At 37.6% G+C, this 22,541-nt stretch carries 20 protein-coding genes and 1 tRNA gene; 14 read left to right on the top strand and 7 right to left on the bottom strand.

Annotated elements, in window-relative coordinates:
• Window positions 1-135: 135 nt before the first annotated feature.
• The 8 genes from DES35_RS04365 to DES35_RS04330 all read left to right on the top strand — a co-directional run bounded on the left by DES35_RS04365 (window position 136) and on the right by DES35_RS04330 (window position 7,372).
• Window positions 136-711, top strand: a complete 576-nt coding sequence (locus DES35_RS04365; protein ID WP_037356563.1) for an adenylate kinase — start codon at window positions 136-138, stop codon at window positions 709-711.
• A 68-nt stretch (window positions 712-779) separates the two neighbouring features.
• Complete coding sequence (locus DES35_RS04360; RefSeq protein WP_037356560.1) at window positions 780-1,478, top strand: tetratricopeptide repeat protein; 699 nt, start codon at window positions 780-782, stop codon at window positions 1,476-1,478.
• A 2-nt stretch (window positions 1,479-1,480) separates the two neighbouring features.
• Entirely contained in the window at window positions 1,481-1,969 is a 489-nt protein-coding gene (gene ribH, locus DES35_RS04355; protein WP_037356557.1) for a 6,7-dimethyl-8-ribityllumazine synthase, read from the top strand.
• Between the two features lie 13 nt (window positions 1,970-1,982).
• The gene (locus DES35_RS04350; RefSeq protein ID WP_037356554.1) at window positions 1,983-2,624 is read left to right on the top strand and encodes a MarC family protein; all 642 of its coding nucleotides are present in this window, start codon (window positions 1,983-1,985) and stop codon (window positions 2,622-2,624) included.
• Window positions 2,625-2,746: 122 nt separating this feature from the next.
• A complete protein-coding gene (locus DES35_RS04345) occupies window positions 2,747-4,279 on the top strand; it encodes a cryptochrome/photolyase family protein (protein WP_114365892.1) in 1,533 nt (510 codons plus the stop codon).
• 122 nt (window positions 4,280-4,401) lie between these two features.
• Entirely contained in the window at window positions 4,402-5,088 is a 687-nt protein-coding gene (locus tag DES35_RS04340) for a toxin-antitoxin system YwqK family antitoxin (protein WP_037356548.1), read from the top strand.
• Window positions 5,085-5,855: an AMP nucleosidase gene (locus DES35_RS04335; protein ID WP_037356545.1), complete on the top strand. Its 771-nt coding sequence runs from the start codon at window positions 5,085-5,087 to the stop codon at window positions 5,853-5,855. The genes DES35_RS04340 and DES35_RS04335 overlap by 4 nt, the downstream gene beginning before the upstream one ends.
• 23 nt (window positions 5,856-5,878) lie before the next feature.
• A complete protein-coding gene (locus DES35_RS04330) occupies window positions 5,879-7,372 on the top strand; it encodes an oligosaccharide flippase family protein (RefSeq protein ID WP_037356542.1) in 1,494 nt (497 codons plus the stop codon).
• A 23-nt stretch (window positions 7,373-7,395) separates the two neighbouring features.
• Here the strand turns inward: DES35_RS04330 and DES35_RS04325 are convergent, their stop codons facing one another.
• The 4 genes from DES35_RS04325 to DES35_RS04310 form a co-directional block, all read right to left on the bottom strand.
• Window positions 7,396-8,253, bottom strand: coding sequence for an MORN repeat-containing protein (locus DES35_RS04325; RefSeq protein ID WP_170125695.1), 858 nt, complete (start codon window positions 8,251-8,253; stop codon window positions 7,396-7,398).
• A gap of 14 nt (window positions 8,254-8,267) precedes the next feature.
• Window positions 8,268-9,038 (bottom strand): DUF2490 domain-containing protein, encoded by a 771-nt coding sequence (locus DES35_RS04320; RefSeq protein WP_211306533.1) that lies wholly within the window; start codon window positions 9,036-9,038, stop codon window positions 8,268-8,270.
• A gap of 36 nt (window positions 9,039-9,074) precedes the next feature.
• Window positions 9,075-10,853, bottom strand: a complete 1,779-nt coding sequence (locus DES35_RS04315; protein WP_125039336.1) for a hypothetical protein — start codon at window positions 10,851-10,853, stop codon at window positions 9,075-9,077.
• Between the two features lie 327 nt (window positions 10,854-11,180).
• Window positions 11,181-13,406: a TonB-dependent receptor family protein gene (locus DES35_RS04310; RefSeq protein ID WP_051889159.1), complete on the bottom strand. Its 2,226-nt coding sequence runs from the start codon at window positions 13,404-13,406 to the stop codon at window positions 11,181-11,183.
• Window positions 13,407-13,676: 270 nt separating this feature from the next.
• Between DES35_RS04310 and DES35_RS04305 the strand changes: the two genes are divergently transcribed.
• Genes DES35_RS04305 through DES35_RS04295 form a run of 3 tightly spaced genes read left to right on the top strand, consistent with a single transcriptional unit; the run spans window position 13,677 to window position 16,413 of the window.
• Entirely contained in the window at window positions 13,677-15,002 is a 1,326-nt protein-coding gene (locus DES35_RS04305) for a serine hydrolase domain-containing protein (RefSeq protein WP_125039337.1), read from the top strand.
• On the top strand, window positions 14,999-15,883 hold the full coding sequence (locus DES35_RS04300; protein ID WP_037356536.1) for a hypothetical protein: 885 nt from the start codon (window positions 14,999-15,001) through the stop codon (window positions 15,881-15,883). Before DES35_RS04305 ends, DES35_RS04300 begins: the two co-directional genes overlap by 4 nt.
• 59 nt (window positions 15,884-15,942) lie before the next feature.
• Window positions 15,943-16,413 (top strand): Mpo1 family 2-hydroxy fatty acid dioxygenase, encoded by a 471-nt coding sequence (locus DES35_RS04295; protein ID WP_037357116.1) that lies wholly within the window; start codon window positions 15,943-15,945, stop codon window positions 16,411-16,413.
• On the opposite strand, the gene DES35_RS04290 is transcribed toward DES35_RS04295, so the two are convergent.
• Both DES35_RS04290 and DES35_RS04285 read right to left on the bottom strand, forming a co-directional pair.
• On the bottom strand, window positions 16,404-17,243 hold the full coding sequence (locus DES35_RS04290; protein ID WP_084180089.1) for a lysophospholipid acyltransferase family protein: 840 nt from the start codon (window positions 17,241-17,243) through the stop codon (window positions 16,404-16,406). The genes DES35_RS04295 and DES35_RS04290 overlap by 10 nt on opposite strands.
• A 19-nt stretch (window positions 17,244-17,262) precedes the next feature.
• A complete protein-coding gene (locus DES35_RS04285) occupies window positions 17,263-18,789 on the bottom strand; it encodes a GWxTD domain-containing protein (protein WP_114365889.1) in 1,527 nt (508 codons plus the stop codon).
• Between the two features lie 81 nt (window positions 18,790-18,870).
• On the opposite strand from DES35_RS04285, the gene DES35_RS04280 reads away from it, so the two are divergent.
• The 3 genes from DES35_RS04280 (at window position 18,871) to DES35_RS04270 (ending at window position 20,640) form a co-directional block, all read left to right on the top strand.
• Window positions 18,871-18,959 (top strand) — tRNA-Ser (locus tag DES35_RS04280).
• Window positions 18,960-19,018: 59 nt separating this feature from the next.
• A complete protein-coding gene (locus DES35_RS04275) occupies window positions 19,019-19,747 on the top strand; it encodes a hypothetical protein (protein WP_037356528.1) in 729 nt (242 codons plus the stop codon).
• Complete coding sequence (locus DES35_RS04270) at window positions 19,744-20,640, top strand: hypothetical protein (protein WP_037356525.1); 897 nt, start codon at window positions 19,744-19,746, stop codon at window positions 20,638-20,640. Before DES35_RS04275 ends, DES35_RS04270 begins: the two co-directional genes overlap by 4 nt.
• On the opposite strand, the gene DES35_RS04265 is transcribed toward DES35_RS04270, so the two are convergent.
• Window positions 20,637-22,421, bottom strand: a complete 1,785-nt coding sequence (locus DES35_RS04265) for a PKD domain-containing protein (protein WP_170125693.1) — start codon at window positions 22,419-22,421, stop codon at window positions 20,637-20,639. The genes DES35_RS04270 and DES35_RS04265 overlap by 4 nt on opposite strands.
• Window positions 22,422-22,541: the final 120 nt, after the last annotated feature.

The following is a 22,541-nucleotide window of genomic DNA, read 5'->3' as shown; positions in this document are numbered from 1 at the left end:
AGCCCGGTAAATCCGGGCTTATATGTTTAATCGATTAGCTACCTTGCTACTGGTATTTCAATAAAGTTTGAAATCATTTGTCAAATAGAAAAGTACCGATATTTTTACTGCCTTGTTTATTGAAAATTAAAAAAAATGCTGAACATTGTACTTTTTGGTCCACCAGGTGCCGGTAAGGGTACTCAATCCCAATTTCTTATAGAAAAATTCGGACTGATTCACTTGTCTACCGGCGACATCTTCCGAAGAAACATAAAAGAAGGCACCGAACTAGGAAAATTGGCACAGAGCTACATGAATCAAGGAAAATTAGTACCTGACGAGGTTACGATCAACATGCTCAAAGCCGAGCTCGAAAAATACCCTGATAGCAAAGGATTTATTTTTGATGGCTTTCCTCGTACACAGGCACAGGCCAAAGCATTAGATGCCTTGCTGAAAGAGAAGAATACTTCCATTACCCGAATGATAGCCCTTGAAGTACCAGAGGAAGAACTAAAAAGACGCCTGGCTGATAGAGCAGTCACCAGTGGCAGGCTCGACGATGCTGACCCGGAAGTGATTCAAAAACGCATTGATGTATACATGGATGAAACATTGCCTGTAAAGTCTTATTATGAAAACCAAAATAAATATTGCGGTATCAATGGAGTTGGTGCCATCGAAGAGGTCACAAAAAGACTTCTCGACGAGATAAATACCCTCATCTGATTGATTAATTGGATTCCTTATCTATTTTTGCCCGCGTTTTTTAGAATTTAAAATATTTGATTTTCAGTATGTCGAAAAAAGAAACTGAACAAAAAGAAGAGGTCATTATCGATGTAGCTGCCTCATTAACAAAGGCTGAGGCTTTTGTTGAAAACAATAAAAAGATCATAACTTATGTAGTTGCAGGGGTTTTGGTGCTGGTTGCAGGGTATTTTGGGTTTACCAAATTGTATCTCGAGCCATTGGAAAGAGAGGCACAGCTCGAGCTCTTCAAAGCTCAGGAAAATCTGGACAGAGATTCGCTGCGCTTAGCGTTAAATGGTGACGGGGTCAGCATGGGTTTTCTCGAAATTGCAGAAGAATATAGCTGGACAAAAGCCGGCAACCTTTCCAGATACTATGCAGGCGTATGCTACTTACAGTTGGGTGAATATGAAGATGCCATCCGACAAATGGATAAATTTAGCACCAGCGATCCTGTGTTTAAAGTTCTGACCAACGGAGTAATCGCTGATGCATTTCTGGAGCTTAATCAGCCAAAAGAAGCCCTTGAATATTACAATAAAGCGGTAAACGCTTCCGACAACGAATTTGTGGTGCCTTTTTATCTAAAAAAAGCCGGTATGCTGGCCGAAGAACAAGGTAAATTAAAAGAAGCAAGGAGGTATTTTGAACGTTTAAAGAATGAATTTCCAAAGTCACAGCACGCCCTCGATGCGGAAAAGTTTTTAGCCAGAATAGATGCCAAAGAAATGAATTCAAAATAAAAATGGCTACAGCGAATACAAATTTATCTCAGTACGATAAAAGCCGACTGCCGTCGGCTTTTTCGTTTAAATATGCCATTGTAAAAGCACAATGGAATGAACAAATAACCAATGGATTGTATAAAGGTGCATACGATACACTTATCGATCTTGGGGCTTTACCTTCCAGCATACATACCATTGAAGTACCGGGAAGCATGGAGTTGATTTATGGATGCCGGCAGGCTGCCGCCATCAGACCTGCGGTGGACGCGATCATCGCCATTGGTTGTCTGATCAAAGGCGAAACCATGCATTTTGAATTTGTCAGTATGGCCGTGTATCATGGTCTTAGCCAATTGAATCTCTCACTTACCATGCCAGTCATTGCATGCGTTTTGACCGATAACAATCTGGAACAAAGCATTGCACGGAGCGGGGGAGTACATGGAAACAAGGGCGTAGAAGCCGCTGTAACGGCCGTTCTAATGTCAGGCAGAAGGGTGATTTAAAATCATTGTTTGCATGGAAAAGGAAGTAAACTTTGCTCTGGTAGCATTTACATCGTTTTTTTCTGTGATGAACCCTATCGGAGTCATGCCTTTATTTCTGAGCATGACTGCCGGAATTGACCTGGCAAATCGAAGGAAAACGGCTGTAAAAGCCTGCACTGTAGCTTTTGTAACCCTGGTCATTTTTGGGCTACTCGGAGAATTTATCTTTAATTTTTTCGGGATTTCTGTTAACGGTCTTAGGGTAGTCGGTGGTTTTATCTTCTTTAAAATGGGTAGTGAAATGCTCCAGGCTCAGGTAAGTAAAATGAAATTGCCCGACAATGAAGTAAAGACCTATGTGGGTGATATTTCCATTACCCCTCTCGCCATACCTATGATCACCGGTCCTGGTGCCATCACCAATGCAATGCTGCTGATGCAGGATGCCACCTCTCTATTCTTCAAAACCATTTTGGTAGTTGTTATGCTATTTGTTTGTCTTATAATGCTTTTTGCCCTGTTATTTGCTAGTCGTATTGTCAGCCTGCTCGGTCAGACAGGTGTAAATGTTTTGGTTCGATTGATGGGTCTTATTGTCATGGTAGTAGCAGTAGAATTTTTTATTTCAGGATTGACACCTATCATCCGAAGCATTCTCATCATTGCTCCATAACGCGTATCAATTCACCACAAGCCGGCAATTTTTCATTTACTTTATAGAGTGCATTGAAATCGCTTGGTGAACTTTTAGCGTTTGTCTATCGTAAGACTACGAAATCCCACTCTCTTTGAGCAATGAAACTCCGATTGATACTTGGCGACCAACTGAACGAAAGGCACCCTTGGTTTGCAGTGCCTTCCGATGAAATACTTTATACCCTGATGGAAGTCCGATCAGAAACCGATTACGTGGCTCATCACATTCAGAAAGTTACGGCAATTTTCATGGCAATGCGAAAATTTGCTGATAACCTAGCCAAAAAAGGGCATAAAGTACAGTATATACAGCTCGATGACCCTCGAAACCAGCAATCATTCATTGAAAATATCAAGTTGATTGTACAACGGTATCCCATTCGTGAGATTGAGTATCAGGAGCCCGATGAGTATCGCCTGGACCGGACCTTGGCCGAATTAAGCATCAAGACCGGATTGCCGGTTACCATGGCCAAAAGCGAGCACTTTCTCACCTCCAGAGATTCTATTGCAGAAGTATTTCCCGGTAAAAAGCACTATTTGTTAGAAACATTCTATCGGTATTACAGAAAAAAATATCAGATTTTAATACTTCCCGACGGAACTCCGGAAGGAGGACGCTGGAACTTTGATGCCGAAAACAGAAAATCATACCCTAAAAATCATGTACCTCCTGAACCCCTGTTTTTTAACCATTCGGCAGATGAAGTTGTGACCATGCTATCAAAATCAGGCGTCACAACCATCGGGCAGATGGAAAACAACCAATTGCATTATCCCTTAGACAGAGCTGAAGCGCTAAGGTTGCTCGAACATTTTGCCATTCAGTTGTTGCCCAATTTCGGGACTTACCAGGATGCCATGCATACCCATCATGCATTTGGCTATCACTCCCGGTTGTCCTTTGCACTAAATACCAAAATGTTGCATCCGTTGGAAGTGATTCAACGATGTATTGATGAATGGAGAGCACGTCCCGGTGAAATTAGTCTGTCTCAACTCGAAGGCTTCGTAAGACAAATCTTGGGTTGGCGAGAGTATATGCGCGCCATTTACTGGGCAAAAATGCCGGAATATGCTACCCTAAATTATTTTAATCATCACAATCCACTTCCAGAATGGTATTGGACCGGAAATACGAATATGAATTGTTTAAAACACACGATTCGTCAGTCCCTGCAATATGCCTACGCGCATCACATCCAAAGATTGATGGTCACAGGAAATTTTGCCTTACTTGCCGGCTGTCATCCCAACGAAGTAGATCAATGGTATCTGGGTATCTACATCGATGCCTTTGAATGGGTAGAAATCACCAACACACGGGGGATGAGTCAGTTTGCAGATGGCGGAATTGTAGGAACCAAACCATACACATCATCAGCTAATTACATCAACAAAATGAGCAACTACTGCAAAAGTTGCAGTTACAACCACAAGTTGAAACATGGTCCCAGAGCCTGCCCATTCAACAGTATGTACTGGCATTTCTTTCACAGACATCGAAATTTGTTGGAGCACAACCCGCGAATCGGAATGATGTACCGTACATGGGATAAAATGGAATCAGATGAAAGGCAAAAAATCTTAGCGCAAGCAGAAAAATACCTCAATGCCATCAATGACTTATAAATAATCCCTTTTCAGTTTAAGTCCTCTCAATTCGCCAAAATAGAGGATTCCACCCTTTACAATGATTTCTTAATGAAATTCTCCATTGTGCCTTTCTATTTTTGCTCCTTCAATAAAAAAACATGAAAAATCTACACTTCATACTAACCGTCAGTGTATTTATTGGATTACATGCAAATATTCTATCAGCACAAAGTAAATATCATCCCAATCATACAGATGAGAATGGGCGTAAGCAAGGAGCCTGGGTGTATTATCATCCAAGTGGAAACCTGAAAACAATAGAAAATTACAAAGACAACCTATTGGATGGCATACGTATCATTCTGAATGACAGAGGCTATCTAAACATAGAAGAATATTACAAATCGGGTAAACTCCACGGCGAACAGCGGATTTTCGATGGATTTGCCCGATTAATGGAGCTAAAAGAATACCACGAAGGAGTGCTTTCCGGAAGTTATAAAAAATACAACCCCAATACCGGAAAATTAAGTGAAGAAGGCACCTATGTCAACAATGAAAAGCATGGAAAATACATTTGGTATTACGACAATGGAAATCCGGCCGTCGCATATACTTACAATATGGGTATTATCGATGGCGACGCGATTGAATACTTTCGAGAAGGTGGAATAGCATCTATTTCTACATACCGTGCAAATGAACTTAATGGTCCTTACAAGGAATTTTATCCCGATGGGAAAATAAAACTGGAAGGCCAATACCGCATGGGAGAAAAAGTCGGAAAGTGGTATTCCTTTGATGAAAATGGAAGAAAAACACTGCTGAAAAACAACAAAAAATGAAAACAAAAGAAGAAATTGTAAACAACTGGCTCCCTCGATACACAGGGGTATCTCTGGACCAATTCAGCAAGTACATATTGCTTACCAATTTTAACAACTATCTGGAAGTCTTTAAAGAATTGTATGGAGGTGAAATAATGGGTACTGACCGTTCGATGCCGAGTATCCATGCCAATGGTGTATCATTTATAAACTTCGGCATGGGAAGTCCCAATGCAGCCACCATAATGGACCTATTGACATCTGTACAACCCAAAGCAGTACTGTTCCTGGGAAAATGCGGGGGCTTAAAAAAGAAAAATGCCATTGGCGACCTGATACTTCCCATTGGAGCTATACGCGGTGAAGGAACTTCAAACAGCTACATGCCTCCTGAAGTACCGTCGCTACCTTCCTTTGCTCTCCAAAAGGCAGTGTCCACCACCATCCGGAACAACGAAAAAGACTATTGGACCGGTACAGTCTACACCACAAACAGACGAGTATGGGAACATGATCTTGATTTTAAAAAATATTTAAAAGTTACCAGAGCAATTGCCATTGACATGGAAACTGCCACACTGTTTACAGCCGGATTTAGAAACAAAATTCCGACAGGAGCTCTATTGCTGGTAAGTGATCAACCAATGGTACCCGAAGGCGTTAAAACTGAAGAAAGCGATAAGATTGTAACTGCTAATTTTGTAAGGTCGCATGTAAAAATAGGCGTAGAATCACTCCTGGAACTCATTAACAACGGACTGACGGTGAAACATTTGAGGTTTTAAACACTAATACATCCAATACCTCATTGGGACTCATAGCTCGGCAAACCATTAAAGGTAGCATTGCCTCATACGCAGGAGTAGCGCTTGGCACATTTACATTGCTATTTTTATTTCCGGCCTATCTGACCGAGAGTCAGATCGGGTTACTACGCATTGTGCTTAATGCAGCCGGTATGTTTTCTACCATTGCAGTACTTGGTATCCCCCAGGTTTCGGTCAAATACCTACCATTTATACAAACGACAAAAGATTACCGGGCATATGCTACCCTGCTTTATCTCGCTGGTCTTGTGGGAGTATTGGTTTGTTATCTGATTTTTTTGGTATTTGAAAATTCCATCACCCAGTTTTACTCAAAAAATTCAAAAGAACTCACCGATTATTACTATCTGGTCTGGAGCATTACGCTTTTAAATACTTTGTACCTTATTGCAGCTTCCTACGCGAGGATGAACAATAGAATTGTAGTTCCGGCAGCCATCAAAGATGTGGGAATACGTATTCTGACTATTGTGTTCTTCACCGGGATTATATACAATCTTTTTGATTTTAAGGCCTATCTAAATATTCAAATAGTGATTTATGGATTGGCGCTATTGGGCGTTCTCATTTACAATCATCAACTTGCACCATTTGTACCATCTTTTGAATTTAAAAGATTAAAAGGACATCTAAAAGACGTAGTTCCTTTTGCTTTTTTTTCATTATTGACAACAGCAGCAAGTGTTCTCGTGACCACAATTGACAGCCTGATGATCGGAGGATTGATCAACTTGGGTGAGGTAGGTATTTATGTCATAGCATCTTACATTGGCCTGGTTATCGAAATGCCCAAACGCTCTCTTAATGCCATAGCCGGGCCGTCCATTTCCGAAAGTTGGAAAAAAAATAACATCGAAGCCATCAATCAGTTGCACCAACGAAGCTCTATAAATCAGATTATTTTCGGAGGAGGAATGCTCCTTCTCATTTGGGCTGCAATTGATGGAATTTTTTACCTGATGCCAAATGGAGAAATATATGCCTCAGGTAAGTACGTTGTTCTGTTTATTGGTTTAGCCAAATTTACAGATTTAGCTTTTGGACTTACTGCAGAAATAATATCATTTTCACCGAAATACAAATACAATCTCTATTTATTGATTTCTCTGTCTGTGATAGCTGTACTTACCAATTATCTGCTCATACCTATTTTAGGAATCACTGGTGCAGGACTTGCCACATTTATCTCGTATTTAATATACAATCTTTTATCGTATTGGTTGATGTACAATAGGTATAAAATTTCACCGTTTTCAAATGATTCTATTAAAGCTATCCTACTATTATCAGCATTGTTTATTACAATTTCATTTTTAAACTTTACCAATCATTCATTGATCAATTCTGGCGTAAAAATTTTATTTTCAATTGCACTTTTATTCATTGGAATTAAGAAAATGAATATTCGATCAGATGTTTATATTTTATCGGACCGAATATTAAAATATATTCAAGGGATTTTCCGGAGAAAATAAAATTTTTGAAATTTAAAATCTGGCTATTCAGAGGGTTTATCTTCAGACCAATTTCCAGAGTATTTTACTTTCCCATCTGGGCCATAAAGCGTGCCATGACCTGAGCGCATATTTTTTTTCCAATTACCTACATATTTCTCTCCTGATGTCCAATAATATATGCCGTATCCCTCTCTTTGATCATCGTAAAAATCTCCATCGTATTTATCCCCGTTTTTCCAAATGTATACGCCTTTGCCATGTCTAAAATTATTTTTCCAAAAGCCGTAATAATAACCTCCAGTTGACCAAATGCCCACGCCCCTTCCATTAGCTTTATTATTGTTAACTTCACCGAAGTACCGAACCAGATTTCCTGTACTTGAAACAAAGTTCAAAGTATCATACTGTTTGGATTTTTTATTTTGTGTATACTCTTCCAACGAATCCCTTATACTATTTTGAACTTGCAATAGTGAATCAATCAAAAATGTAGTGTTATTTGAGGTGTATTTTAGCGCACTTAACTGCGTTTTTAGACTATCGATTTCCCTTAAAGCTTTTGAATATGATTTGACAAGTGATTCTGAGTTCATTGCTTCGAGTCTTGCTAAATTTTGCGTTTTTTCCATCCAGGCTCTCTTTTCGACTACCAAATTAGAGCCTGTAAGTGAATCTATTTCTCCATATATCTTTAAAGCATTATCTACTTCGCCATTGTAAAAGAATTCATCCGCATTCATTTTAAGCTTTGCAACTTTTAATTCAAATACTACACTATCATACGTTAACTCTGATTTTTGCAAAAGATTTTTATAATGAATGTGTTGATATATATTTACTACTAAAAAAATCAGTAATGCGAGTAATGTAAGAAGTTTTGTTGAATTTTTTTGTTTCATATCCATGGTCTTTTTTAGTCTCCCATCATCACATTTGGTAATACTTTTGATGGGTTTCGAAGGTCTAGATTAATAAAAATATTCAGTCGTATTATATGTGTTTGATTGTAGATATTTCCGACTTGATCTTGACCGACAGTCCACATGTGTCCGCCAAAAAAAGTAACTGAATTGTTTAAAATGTATCCCAATCCAGTGTACACTCTGAAATCTTCAAAATGATTATAGACGATACTTTTACCGCTTTGCATAAAGATTTCGGCACTTGGAGAGAAGAAAAGGGTTCTTTTTTCTAGTTTATTTTTGTTAATAGGTATATAGGCAAAAATTTTATATCGGTATCTGTTGGTATATTGAAATTCTGAACCTTTAAGATTACTTCGTCTCCATCTGTGTTCAAAGCGAAATTGGTGGTATATTTTCACTCTTCCTAAGTAGGGCATGGTAAATAACCATTGATGCCAAATTCTGGGTTCAATGGTTATATACTCATAATCCGGGTCTCCTGGTCTGGGCGTATAATTCAGTACCAATGTAGGTCCGATGATAACATTGAAATATTCGTTGTAGAAATAATTGATTCCAGCCCGATTGTACCATTGACGCATTCTACCCACAAAATCGTATAAATTATCTACACTGTTTCTCCGTCTGTAGTGGTGCTCACCATAATAGTATAATTTTTCGGATATTCGAAAACGCAAGTAAAGACCATTCCAATTTCCTGTTTCTACCAATCTGTTTTCTGCAACATCTTGAGCTCGTGATGGCCAAAATAATAGCATTAATGAAAAAAATACAATACATTTTTTCATAGAAATTTATCTGATATCTAATGAAAGTTTTTTAATAAGAGTTTCGAAATTGTCTTTACGTCGTATTTTTCTATTGTAAGATTTCATTTTGGAGTCATCCGTTTCGAGCATAAATTTCAAGACGGTTTCAATATTTTGGTATTTATCAGAAAATTCATCGCAATTTCCATTTGTCGCTGTCTCTCCCAACATATGTATCAGACGTGGAAGTAAAATTTCCCTGTATGCTTTATGCACTCTGGGATGTTGAATTTCTGTAATACTGGTATTGGTATATGGATTAAACTCCAGTTTATGGAATTTGTTATGAACGTTATCTGAAAGCGTTTGTAAATTTGAAGTGTTTTTAAGTTTTTCAAGGATGTCGTTCAGGCACTTAAGACTCTGTATTGCAATCAACTTCCGGTTTGAGTCGCTATAATCGACCAGATTACTTAATTGAAGATCCAACAATTCTTTATATGCCTTTCTGTACTTTTCTGTTATTGAGTTGCTAAAGAAAAAACTCCCATCTGATGATAGAATTTTTCGTATCTGATCAGCAACTTCTTCAATTTTTTCTACAAGTTGATGATATTCATCATTGCTTTTTCTAATTTTTTCTGCATTTTTAGCTTCTGACAGCAGATTTTCAATTTCCCTGATATAAAAGGTAACCAGGGTATCAAGTACGACCTTCCAGTCTGAAAAATCAATTTCTTCGGGAATTCGAATTTTTCCATCCACAAAAGTTCCTTTGTGAGAAATGGTAAATTCTCTGTTTTGACGTAGGTCATCAAGCATATTTATTATCCATTGTTCTTTAGAAATAAAGGCAGAATATTTTCCGTTTAAAGCAGATATTTTATGTATCAAATCTCTAGTGGTAGATTTATATTTTTCCAATAAACCTACTTTAAGCGAATGGTCTATATTGTTTTGGGAAATAAGTAAAGTATTGAATATTGCTAAAGCCGAATCAAGCAATGACTGATTTAGATATAATTGGTGTAAACAATTGGTAAGAAACTTTTTATCTGCTTCGGAAACATTAGCAACAGGAAGTGAAAATAAAGATTTAAACAGATTGGGTGTTTCGATCCGGAGGGTTTCATCACTGAATTCAGGGCCATTGTTTTGGAAATTATAATCAAAATGTATAAAAAAATTCGTTATTGATGACAGCAATGCGGTCATTAGTTCTCTGTCTTTTAAATTGGAAGGTATCCTGCTGATAAAATAATAATAAATAGATGAATCGGGCTCAATATCCGTGTAATTTTCGGCATCATCCTCGGTAAATATTACAGTATCCTTGCATACAATATACATTGGAATACCATCAGAAAAATACATCTTGCACGTATCGTCTATATAATCACGAAAAAATAAATGGGATGTACCGGATAATTGACCTTGAATTGTTTTAAGATTCCATGACAGATTTTTAGTACGATCGTGGAATTCTATATAGCCATTGATTTTTCCGTTTTCGACTGGAATCGTTGAAACTTGAAAAGTATCCACATAGACCTGATTGTCGATTTTTGAGGTAGTAAAAATCCACTTGCCTACTGGTACATTGTTGGCAAAAGAACCTTCGATATGCGATATGGTGCCGGAAAGCGGAATTTTCATGTTTGTTACTGAGGGTCTGACATTTTCATAGTCAAGCCGATATTTTACTTTTCCACACTTATACTTTCCATTGAGCTTTCCATTGTTAAACTCTGCGTTTAATAAATACAATTGCTTTAGTGAATCACTGTGTTGAATATCCAAATAATATTCAAACAACCCATGCAAAATGATTTTTTCTTTTTGCAAAATGTAATCATAATACACATATCGCACGGAATCTTTACTGAGTGATGTTTTTTTTGAAAAGTGATTTTTTTGTTGAGCATTTAATTGATGGTCAGAAATTGTAAGTAACAAATAAAGAAGTAAGAGGAAATGAAAGAAGTTTTTGCAAAAGAATAAGTTCATGTTTTGGATGATAATTCTAACAGCCAAAGTTACCCATAATATTTATAACAGAATTTAAAATCATTTAACACGCTGATAATCAGTTTATAAAAACAAAAAAGACGCTTCATCTGGAAGCGTCTTTTTGACATTAAAAAAGAAAGATCATCTGATACCGATTTTAATGCCCCCCATAAGTAAAAATGGCATTCCAGGTCTGTATCCTTGTGGCAGGTTGGATGCAATATACGATCGATTAAATAGATTGTTTATACTTGTAAATACACTAACGGTTTCGGATACAGCATAGTTGGCTGAAAGATCACATATCCAATATCCGTCCAGGGTGTTGATTTGTGCCAAGGAAAATTGTTCAGATGGTTTCGTATCAAGGGTCGTAGTAGGCCTTACCGGTGTAGCGCTCAGATACCTTGCGGTAAAGGTGAGGTCAAAAGCTCCATGTTCGAAACCCGAGAGGAAGGTGAGTTGATGAGGGGTAATGAAAGGTATCCGCTCACCAAAATTGATTTGTCCGCTTCCCCAGTCACCACCTGGATTTATAAACGTTTCTCTGAAACGAGCATCGGTAAATGTATAGGCGATTCTTAAGGGTAAGTTCCACGACTTCTGAATTCCAACAAGGTATAAAAGGTCCGATTTTACACTGAATTCGACTCCTTGGGTCACAGCTTTTCCACCATTGAACATATCACCAGTACCCATGCCGCCAGCGGCCATCATATCCGAACCCAGGATATTGGAATAATCGTTGTAAAATCCAGTAGCCTGTAGTTGAATATTTGAGGTGAAGTATCTGTATCCAAGTTCATAATTCCATGCTTTTTCTGGTTTTGGTTGCTCATCTGAATCAAGACGCGGCATACCGGGAGGGGAGAATCCCTGGTAAACACCTGCAAAAACATTGGAGTAGTCCGTAAATTGGTAAGTAAACCCAATACCTGGTGTTATGACCTGGATGTTTTGGGACTTAGTTCGGAAGTTGGTCTTTATTCGGGCCGGATCCTCAATTCCAAAATTGTCAAATCGCAGATCGATATTTTCGTACCTCAATCCTGGTATGATAGACAATTTATCGATTTGTACTGTATGTTGGATCCATGCCGAAGTAGCATCTGCATTCCTTATTTGATTTTCTGTATTTCCTTTTACACCTTGTTGTGAGAGAATCAATACCCCATCGGTCATGGTATATTGTGAACGTGTTCCGAATCTGTCGGCCATATCGCTGTGAATCCTCACACCTGCCTCAAAAACGTGCTCAATGCGGCCTGTGTTAAAGCTGTAACGGCTGTTACCCTGGATTCCTCTGGAATAATAGGTTCTGGCTGCACTTCTGTAGTCAACGTTTCCATTGGCTGTACCAGTTAGTATGGAATATTCGACTTGGTTTGCTGTAGGATTGGTAATGATGGCTGTAAGTGATTTCCCATTAATAGAATTTGCACGAGCCCAATCCCTGAATACAAAATTGTTGTAAGCTGTGATATTCAACTGCCAATTATTCAGCGGTTTCACAGTATACGACAAGGATATATGCCTGTGTCTTAGATCAAGTCGATCCAATTGAGTGACGGAATATCTTCTGTATGGATTTGCTCTGAAATCGGTATAGTTTAACCCTAAATACGTTTCATCAGCTTCTTCGGTAGTGCTTAACAGCTTCAGTGTGAAGTGTTGATTAATTTTTAATGAAGAGGGTGTCCATCTGATTTTTCCCATAAAGTCTCTACGGTCAAATCCGGTAGGTCCGCCATTGTCCAATTGCTTAAATCCGTTGCTGGCATATCGGCTCAATTCAAATACATAGGACAAGCTTCCATGCTGGTCTGTGACATATAAATTTTGGAACCCAGTACCATACATACCATAAGACAATTGTGAAAATGCTTCAAATCGGTCGCCGATTGGTGTGGATAAAAAATTAATTGCGCCCCCTATTGTGTAAGGTCCGGCTACAATCTGACTACTTCCTTTCAGTATTTCAACACCTTGCATCCGGGAAAATGTTGGAAAATAATAAGCGGCAGGATCGGCATAGGGCGCTGGCGCTATCAGTATGCCGTCTTCCATCAAAGTGATTTTAGTTGAACGATTGACAGAAGTTCCGCGCATGCCAATGTTGGGTCTTAACCCAAAACCTTCTTCATCTCTGATGTTAAGTCCCGGTACTATACGTAGTGCTTTTGTCACATCAGGTTGATTGATTTTTTGAAGTGTTGCAGAAGGAATATACTCACCCGAGCCCGGTACTATATGGATCCTGTTGGCCGTTATTGTGACTTCATTTAAAAACCGTACACTGTCCGGAGGTTCTGGAATCTTTCCTTCCACTACTGAAAAGGTCAATGCTGTAATAAGCAGTGTTTTCATACCTTATATTTTATTTATTTAGACTAAATATAAACAAGGCAAAAATGATTAAGATGGGAAAAATAGAAAAATGATATCTGTCATAATCTTTGGTTAATTGCTTTGCAAGTACTTCTTTTTGGTATTCAATACTATGAAATATAAGGATTTAGGAAAAAAAGAGGTTACAGGAGTCGAAAGTATCAGAATGCTCAGGTATTTGCTAGTGGAATTACCATTTCTTTGTCTGGAAAGCATTTGAGATTAAATTGCATTGAAAAACAATTCACTATGATGTCAAAGATATTCATACTTCTTGCCTTCATGAGTTTGCTGTTCCCCGGATTCGGTCAGACTACAGACAGCCTTAAAAAATATGTAGAACATTTGACCATACATAATTCCTTCAGTGGCCAAATAGCTATAGTTCAAGGCGGAAGACTTTTATTTTCTACGACTGCTGGTTTTCGAGATGTCGAAAGTAAAAAGCCGATTTCTATGGATGATGTATTTAGAATCGGCTCTATTTCAAAAACCTATACAGCAGCTTTGATATTCAAACTCATTGAAAAAGGCAAATTGAACGCAAAGACAACTTTAGACAATTTTTTTCCGGAAGTTGCCAACTCAAAAAGAATCACCATAGAAATGATGATTCGACACAGAAGTGGAATCAGAAGCTATACAGAACAGATGGATTATCCGGAATATCATACCCAACTCAAAAATTCTGAACAAATTGTGAAGAAAATTGAAACCTATCCGCCGGAGTTTGATCCAGGTGCACAATACAAATATTCCAATAGCAATTATTTGCTTCTGGCGCTTATAGCTGAAAAAGTAATGAAAAAAAGTTATTGTGAGCTTCTTACAGAACTGATTTTCAGGTCAAACAAGCTAAAAAATACTTTTTGCGACGATTTATGTATCCGGAGAGTGATTCCTTCCTTTTATCATATTGGCGATAGCATCATCCCATCGACCATCACGGCTTCTTCTGTAGCAAAGGGAGCAGGAAATATCTGTGCTAATGCCAGTGATGTAGCTCTATTTTATCAGAGACTTTTCGATGGTAAAATCATCAAACCTACAAGTTTATCCGATATGGTCACTTTTGAAAACAATGTAGGAGCCGGAATTTTTCAGGTGCCTTTTTACAACAGAAAAGGTTATGGTCATGGAGGGAAGATAGATGCCTTTCGCAGTTATGCAATCTACTTCCCTGATGATGGGCTGAGCCTGGCAATTGTAAGCAATGTAGAAAATGATTTTGACTTAAACGATATTTTGATAGGTTTATTATCTATTTGGTACGGAATTCCGTATTCATTTCCGGAATTTCAAACTGTAAATTTTTCAGCTTCTGATGCTGAATACTATATTGGAGAATATACTTCTAACGAGATACCTCTTTCCATCGATATTTTTTTAAAAAATCAGCAGATTTATGCGCAGGCTACAGGTCAGGCAGCATTTCCTCTAAAAATGGAAGACGTAGAAAAATTTTCTTTTAAGCAGGCAGGGATAGTTTTGGAGTTTAAAGACCTTCGTGATGGAAAATACCAAGGGTTCATCTTACGACAGGGAGGCTATACATTTCATTTCATCCGAAAGTGAGAAACCAGATATATTTCATCATCGTACTGACTCTCTTACAAGAAACAATGGCTCAGTCCACTGATTTTCAGTGGTGGAACGAACGACATGGATGGGATGGTATTTCTCCTTATGAAAAATACATGCATATCGAACCGGGTCGAATGGGCCCTAATGCACTTCCGGTACCTGATCTGGTCTTTTTTGTCTGGGATTCTTTAAACTATCTAAAAGGGAATGTTCAAACCTATTTTGCTCCCGGTGATTTCACTTTTTCTGGAGGATGGCAAGTTTATTACCAGGCCGACCGAAGAGTAGCTATTTCAGCCCACATGGTCTATGCGGAATTTTTCAAAACATCGGAGAGTGTCCGGGATTTTCGGGTGGCGCGTACTTTTGATGCAAGAGGCTGGGCTGTAGGTGATCTTTATGTAGAGACACACTGGTTGATGGTCAGGAGTCGAAGATGGATTCCAGAAGTGATTCTGCGTTCAGGCATAAAAACTGCTTCTGGCAACAGACTTGAAGATGCCAGGTTTTCTGATACTCCCGGGTATTATTTTGATTTGAATTTCCGAAAAGTTTTTAAAAAAAATTTCATTGTACATCAATGGTACTCCATGATGGGCTTTTATGCTTATCAGACGTACAGGGTTGATTATAAACAAAACGATGCTTTGTTGTACGGAGTAGGGTGGAGGTTTCAAACAAGGACCATTGGTCTGGATACGCATTTGAGAGGTTATGCAGGGTATTTTGGAAAGTACGATAAACCCCTGATCTTTTCATTTAGCTTTTTCAGACAATTAGAAAGTTATTTACTCTCCGTTCGATTTCAGAGAGGTAATCACAGCTGGCCGTTTTGGTCAGCAGAATTGGGTTTTGTCTATCGCTTTTTTTGATGATATACTTCTACTTGTCGAAGTATTTTTTAATTTTGAGTTGCAAAATTCATCCCACCATGAGTACAGTAGATCAATGGTTTTCAGAATATGCTGAAAGTCATCAGCATCCCACGAATAAGTTAATTCATTGGATTTGTGTGCCTTTGATTTTTTGGAGCATTCTTGCTCTATTGTATTCTATACCGGTGCCTTCATGGATATCTGACAGTATAGAAGGGTATAATTGGAGCTATATTGTTGTTTTTGCTGCCTATATATACTACTTACGACTATCGATCCCTTTATCATTGGGAATTGCAATTTTTGTGATTGCTTGTTATCTGATCATTTTTTCGCTCGAAAAAACGGGTTTATCTATATCGGTGATCGCATTTTCAGTGTTCGTACTTGCATGGATTGGACAATTTATCGGACATAAAATTGAGGGTAAAAAACCATCGTTTTTAAAAGATCTACAGTTTTTACTGATTGGCCCTGTGTGGCTGCTGCATTTTATATATAAAAAACTTAATATATCTTACACATAAATACCGGGTCGAAGATGTTTCCAGCGCTTATGTGTCCATAAATATATTTCTGGTTGCTTTTTTATACTGGCTTCAAGCAGCTGATTGTACCTGTCTGTTATCTCGAAATCCGGGAGTTCCCTAGGATTTTCTGTAATTATAACTGGTGTATATTCATATTTTCCTCTGCTGACTTTTTCACAATTCAAGTATATCACCACCATGTTGTACATTTTAGCTAGTTTTTCAGCTCCTACATGAGTTGGAGTATCTTCTGCAAAGAACTTTGATCGATGATGAATTCTGCCTTCATGAGGGCTTTGATCTGCAATAAAACCATACACAGCTGTTTGATCCATATTACGTTCAACAAATGTGTAAGTTTCTTTCATTGGAAAAAGTTTTAAGCCAAATTTTCCTCTTTTTCTTAAAAAATCTTTCTCTATTTTTTTATTTTTTAATTCACCATAAACAGCATAAATATTTTGAGGAATTAAGGCCGGTAAAATGGATAAGTATTCAAAGTTACCATGATGGCCTAACATAAGCATTATTCTTCTTTTCATTATATAGTAATGTTCAAATATTTGAAGATTATTTATGTTCACAAATTTGAAATTTTCTTTATATTCTGGATTAAAATCTTTAAGGTTTTCGGCTATTAATTCTGAAAAATATATATAAAAATTCTCCCTCAGAGTTTTCCTTTCTTCTTCGGACTTGTATGGGAAAGCGATTTTCAGATTTGCTTCAACTACTTTTTTTCTATATTTATAAAATCTGATGACTAATGAAGTTAAAAAATACAGTACCGTAAGAGGCAGTTTGGAAATAAAATTCAATAGAAACATGTGCTACAGGCCGTTGATTCTACCATCTGTTGTATCGGCCAAATTTAGAGGGGTTGATAATGATGCTGTTGTTAAATCGGTTACCCCAGTCACCTGCCTGTGCGGGAAGGTCCACGTCATCAACATTTGGCGTCCACATATCTCTTTCCATGAGCAGATATTGCCATCTTTCGTTGAAATTTTCGCCCATCGCATTGCTATGAATAAGTCGGTAAGTGCCAGTATTGATTTCTCTATCGGCAAAAATGAAAATTCTATCCGACTGAGTGGTACTTCCATTGTAAGCTATGAGTCGGTCATATTGCCAGATTTCATACGGATAGGTATTGGGTTCATGTTTTCTGCTTTCAATTATAGTGGGAGGCCCATAGAGACAAAATACCCTTCCTCGGTCTGTCCTGAAACCTTTGATCAGCCTTGTACCGTAGTTTGAATTGGCTATTTTCACTCGATCATAATATTCCTGCCAGTATTTTCCACTCGATGCTTTGGTAATCCAGTAAGAATTGAAATATTTCATCATCATCTCAACATCGCCTTCGGCAAGGAGGCGGTCAATGATTTTCTGTTCGCTGTAAGTAACTATTGGCATCATGTAGAGCAAGTAATCTTTCACACTGTCTTTTAAGGTTTCGACGGGTACAATTGTGTTTTCCAAAGTGAATTTTTCGAGTAGATCAAGAGAAACTGATGCGGGCTCTACGTCAGAAATTCTTTCGATTCTAATTTTTTTGCCTGCATACAATTCATTTTTTCGATTTATGGCTTCAACGACCAAGTTGTATATTCCTGAAGGCAGACTGGATATATCAATTTTCGCAAAAACAGGATGAAGGCCAGTGTTTTTAATTTTTACTCTACCTGAAAATTTTTCCATGGGAAAATTCCCATTGAACGATTCTAAATAGTAATTTACAAAGAATGGCAGTTCTTTTTCGTCGTCCACGGGCAAGTCATAAAATTCCAGGTAAAAAAGAATTTCTTTTACTCTGTTGTCATACAGATACGTGTTGCTGGCGATGTAGGGTATAAAATCATTTTTAGATAAATTTCCTGAAATATTGTCAGGAATACCTGCAATCAACATCAAATCTGAAACTTTGAAATCTTCAGCATTTGGTACATCTATGGTAAGCTCAAAATGATAACTTTCTGAAGCATTGTTTTCGTCCATAATTTCCAGGGCAAGGATATTTATACCGGGCGGAAGTCTGAATTGAGATTTTGCAGTAAATCCTCTGTCATAAAAATCCAGATCACTTACCTCTGGAAGAGTAATGCGAATCTTATCACCTTGAATAACCTGACCATCCTTATAAAAGGTCATCGTAATTAGAACAGATCCGGTATAATCACCACTTTCATTTTTGATGGCTGATATGGATTTGCCGTATACATTGAAGTGAGTTTCGGTATATATATTTACTTCAGGATGAAAAAAATGAAAGTAACCGAATCGCAGGTCTAACTTTTCACCGCATAAATTGAGGATAAACAATGTATTTATAACATTTAAAATGAGATATTTAAAAAACCGTTTTGTCATTTTTTGAAATTTCTTCTAAAATGCATATAAATCTACAAAAAAAAAGTTGTGCAAAAACCAATCCAATATAATTTTGCGCCCGGAGAGATGGCAGAGTGGTCGATTGCGGCGGTCTTGAAAACCGTTGAGGTTAACAGCCTCCGGGGGTTCGAATCCCTCTCTCTCCGCCAAAAAGCCAGCCAACAACTTTGGCTGGCTTTTTGTGTTTTATATATTGAGTAATTTCGTTATGAAAAATAATTTATTAAAATTCTTTTTGATAAAAATATTATTATTATGGTCTTGTTCTGTTAAAAAGGGTGCCGAGGTTAAGACCATCAACAAATTGCCCACTTTAGAATTTTATGATGATGTGATTATTATATCTGATCAGAGTCTGTTACCAGACAATAGAAGAGATGTCGGCACGATCCAGGTAACTCATTCAGATTATCACGATGTACCTTGTGGATGGATAGAAAGACTTACAGCTGCACAATTGGAAGCGCGCAAATATGGAGGCAATCTCATATTGCTAGATAAAATAACTGGACATGTAAATCTAGCAACCAACTCTTGTGGAGTGATTTCCGGATATGTTTACAATGTGGATGAAAGTACATTATACAGACTAAAAAATCAACGGATAAATGGAGGGCTTAGAAACAAATACGATTTTGCTAGAGTGGTCTTTATAAAACCAACTTTTGCCACTAATTATTCCATCTATGTCAATAAAGAAAATCTTGGACTTATTAAAGGTGGCGAAATTGTAGAGTATAAGACAAAAAATAAAGAACTTTTGGTCATTTGGGCAAAGACCGATCGAAAATCTAAGCTTGTGATGAATGTAGAACCTGGATATGATTATTTTGTTTTGTGCAATGAGTTACCCATGGGATTGTTATTGCCTACTGTTCAATTTGTAACCTTACAGCCAGAAGTAGCTATTGATTTAATTAACAGGATGAAGCGATGAAAAAACTAGCTTTTGTACCTTTTATACTAATTGTTTATTTTTTACCGTATACATCATATTCTCAAGACAGAATCATCACGAAGAGAAACCAAAGAATAGAATGCAAAATACTACCTATCAGAGATAAAGAGTATGTTTATTTTCAAATATATGAAGATAATGAATTGAGATACACGTTGATACCTAAAAATAATGTAAAGAGAATTGACAGAAATTTTTACAAAAGACCTATTTTAAACATGGAGCAATCTTTAAATAAACTAAATTATCACAAACTTCTAATATCAGCTAGGGCTGGATTAGGTCGAATGTCCTATCAAATTGATCAAAATCTCGCTCCACAATTGAAAGATTTTCAAAATAGAGAGCGTTTTGGTTTAAATTTAGAGTTGGAAATTCAATACATGTTTTCAGAATCATTTGGTATTTTTGTTAATTATATGAATTTTTCTAATAACTTGAGCAAAACCTATCAATTTTCGAATCCTGGAAATCCTTCCGAGCCTTTAGAACTCACTTTTAAATCATCACAGCTGAATCAAAACTTTTCCTTTGGGGTTGAATATTTCACTTTACTTTCTGAAAAAGCATCTTTTTCAGTAGGAATTGGCCTGGGAAGATTTAATAATCGATACGATATTAATTATGATTTTTTAACTACTCCAACCAGATATCTGGGAAATAATTTATCCATATTAACAAAAATTAATTTTAGCTACAAAGTATCTGAAAATCTGTACGTACAAGCGGGTATTAATTTCTTAAGCGCCAATATGACGAAAGTTAGAGAAATCACCGAAAATTCTGATATAGAAGTTGATTTAGGACTTAATCCGTGGTCGGTATCAAGGACCAATTTTACCTTAGGATTGAGATATGGTTTTGACTTTTAATTGAAGAGGTAAACCTGTCCTTTTTTTACATGTAGAACATCCTGATAATCTCTGGCTTTGATGATATAATTATATACTCCTGAAGGTACATTAGCGCCTTGATGAGTACCATCCCATCCTTCTGATGGATTGGTTGAAAAATAAACTCTATCTCCCCAACGATTAAATATAGAAATTTCAAATTCAAGAATTCCGGATACGGACACAAAAAAGATATCGTTGATCCCATCACCGTTTGGTGTGAAAGCATTGGGAACAAATATGGTTATTTCAGGAAAAATCCAAATGACGAGAGAGTCTGTGTCTACGCATCCATAATTATTTATTACTTTTACTACTGCTGTATATCTACCTGTATCTGAAAAAGTGTGACGATATTCATCAAAATTTGGCACCATGGTACCGTCACTTAAAATTAATGAATATTGAGCCGGGACATCAGATTTAGATGTATTTTTAAAAAAGATGGTAGGAAAGAATATACTTGCATTTATGGGGTTTGCAGAAAAAGACGCTTTCGGAGCGGGGTAAATTGTGATGGGTGGAAGGGATATTTCAGCTGAGTCAATACATCCGGTTAAAGTGTATACCTTTAGCTTTGGGAAGTATATGCCTGGATTTTGATAATAATGGAGTGGATTGCATTGAGTAGAAGTTAAACCATTGTCAAAATCCCATAAGCAAAACAATGGGGTTTCTGCTGTGGATTGATTAAAAAACTGAACGCCTTCCCCCAGACATACTTCAATGGATGAAGCATCGGCATTGAAAATGGGCGGCTGAAAAAACTGCACGGTGTCGGAAAAATAACTCTTACAGCCGAAATCTTCTACCTCTAACGTGACGAGGTGAGGACCTGGAGTATTGAAAGTGATTACAGGTGGTGATGCTCCGTTGTAACCGGAAACAGAGGCATTATTTCCAAAATTCCAATGAATTTTAGCCATGGGCGAAAGGGAAGTGCCTTTCAGCAGAAATTGTACTTGGGTATTTGGAAGACATAAACTACCCTGATGTTCAAAATAAACATTCAGTGGGTACCTGACCTCATAAATTTCGTAAGTAGTATCTTTACACCCATTGCCTGCATCTATTACAAGCATAACGTTGTAAACACCTGTATCAGAGAATGTATATGTTGGATTTTGCAGATTGGAAGTATCGCCCGGAGCTTTTCCTGGGTCGTTAAACTTCCAGAAATAACTTTTGGCATTATTGCTGTAACTTACAAAGGGGATCGTCAGGCCGGCACAGTAGGTTTCTGGTACGAGATTTTGAGGCCTAATAGTAGCAAATTTTGACAAATCACAGTTGTAAACAGTAAACTGATAATCTCTGCGGTGAATGCCTAATAATTGACCATTTCTCCATTCCTGAACACAAACCGTTACTACGTGAATTCCACTTATGGTTGGATTGGCTGATAAAATACCCGTTTGCGGATGTATTATCATGGGCGGATTTCCCATCATCGGATTTGCACCACTATATCCGGGAGCATACGTAACATTTGAATATGGAGGGGGCAAAGGTGGATCGGGCTGAGGGGATGTAGGTCCTCCAGGTATATTGTCCCGGCCTCCTCCATGAAAAGCATTGCAAAGAGAGTAAACCAAAGAGTCACCATCATCATCTATTGCACTATGGTCAAAGTTAAACCCCATATTTCTGCAAAGAATCAAAGGAGGGTGATATGGAAAATGAGGAGAGCTATTGCAAGCAGTGTCCATAGGTGGAATAGTGGCCATGTATGTAGCTCCATTAAAATCAGGGTTGATCAAATTGATGATCGTTGAATTTCTGCAACATCTTTGATACACAATTGTATATCCCCCCGGCACTGGCGGAAGAGCAATTGTACTGGTATACGTAGTATATTCAATACAAGTATTGGGCGGTGG

Origin of the sequence: Schleiferia thermophila, from assembly GCF_003337435.1 — a bacterium.
Classification (GTDB): Bacteria; Bacteroidota; Bacteroidia; order Flavobacteriales; family Schleiferiaceae; genus Schleiferia; species Schleiferia thermophila.
This window is presented reverse-complemented; position numbering and strand designations above follow the sequence as displayed.

Bases quoted from the DNA above. Each gene is read 5' to 3' on its own strand.
- DES35_RS04365 (WP_037356563.1), top strand. From the start codon at position 136: ATGCTGAACATTGTACTTTTTGGTCCACCAGGTGCCGGTAAGGGTACT.
- DES35_RS04360 (WP_037356560.1), top strand. From the start codon at position 780: ATGTCGAAAAAAGAAACTGAACAAAAAGAAGAGGTCATTATCGATGTA.
- ribH (WP_037356557.1), top strand. From the start codon at position 1,481: ATGGCTACAGCGAATACAAATTTATCTCAGTACGATAAAAGCCGACTG.
- DES35_RS04350 (WP_037356554.1), top strand. From the start codon at position 1,983: ATGGAAAAGGAAGTAAACTTTGCTCTGGTAGCATTTACATCGTTTTTT.
- DES35_RS04345 (WP_114365892.1), top strand. From the start codon at position 2,747: ATGAAACTCCGATTGATACTTGGCGACCAACTGAACGAAAGGCACCCT.
- DES35_RS04340 (WP_037356548.1), top strand. From the start codon at position 4,402: ATGAAAAATCTACACTTCATACTAACCGTCAGTGTATTTATTGGATTA.
- DES35_RS04335 (WP_037356545.1), top strand. From the start codon at position 5,085: ATGAAAACAAAAGAAGAAATTGTAAACAACTGGCTCCCTCGATACACA.
- DES35_RS04325 (WP_170125695.1), bottom strand. From the start codon at position 8,253: ATGAAACAAAAAAATTCAACAAAACTTCTTACATTACTCGCATTACTG.
- DES35_RS04320 (WP_211306533.1), bottom strand. From the start codon at position 9,038: ATGCTATTATTTTGGCCATCACGAGCTCAAGATGTTGCAGAAAACAGA.
- DES35_RS04310 (WP_051889159.1), bottom strand. From the start codon at position 13,406: ATGAAAACACTGCTTATTACAGCATTGACCTTTTCAGTAGTGGAAGGA.
- DES35_RS04305 (WP_125039337.1), top strand. From the start codon at position 13,677: ATGATGTCAAAGATATTCATACTTCTTGCCTTCATGAGTTTGCTGTTC.
- DES35_RS04295 (WP_037357116.1), top strand. From the start codon at position 15,943: ATGAGTACAGTAGATCAATGGTTTTCAGAATATGCTGAAAGTCATCAG.
- DES35_RS04290 (WP_084180089.1), bottom strand. From the start codon at position 17,243: ATGTTTCTATTGAATTTTATTTCCAAACTGCCTCTTACGGTACTGTAT.
- DES35_RS04285 (WP_114365889.1), bottom strand. From the start codon at position 18,789: ATGACAAAACGGTTTTTTAAATATCTCATTTTAAATGTTATAAATACA.
- DES35_RS04275 (WP_037356528.1), top strand. From the start codon at position 19,019: ATGAAAAATAATTTATTAAAATTCTTTTTGATAAAAATATTATTATTA.
- DES35_RS04270 (WP_037356525.1), top strand. From the start codon at position 19,744: ATGAAAAAACTAGCTTTTGTACCTTTTATACTAATTGTTTATTTTTTA.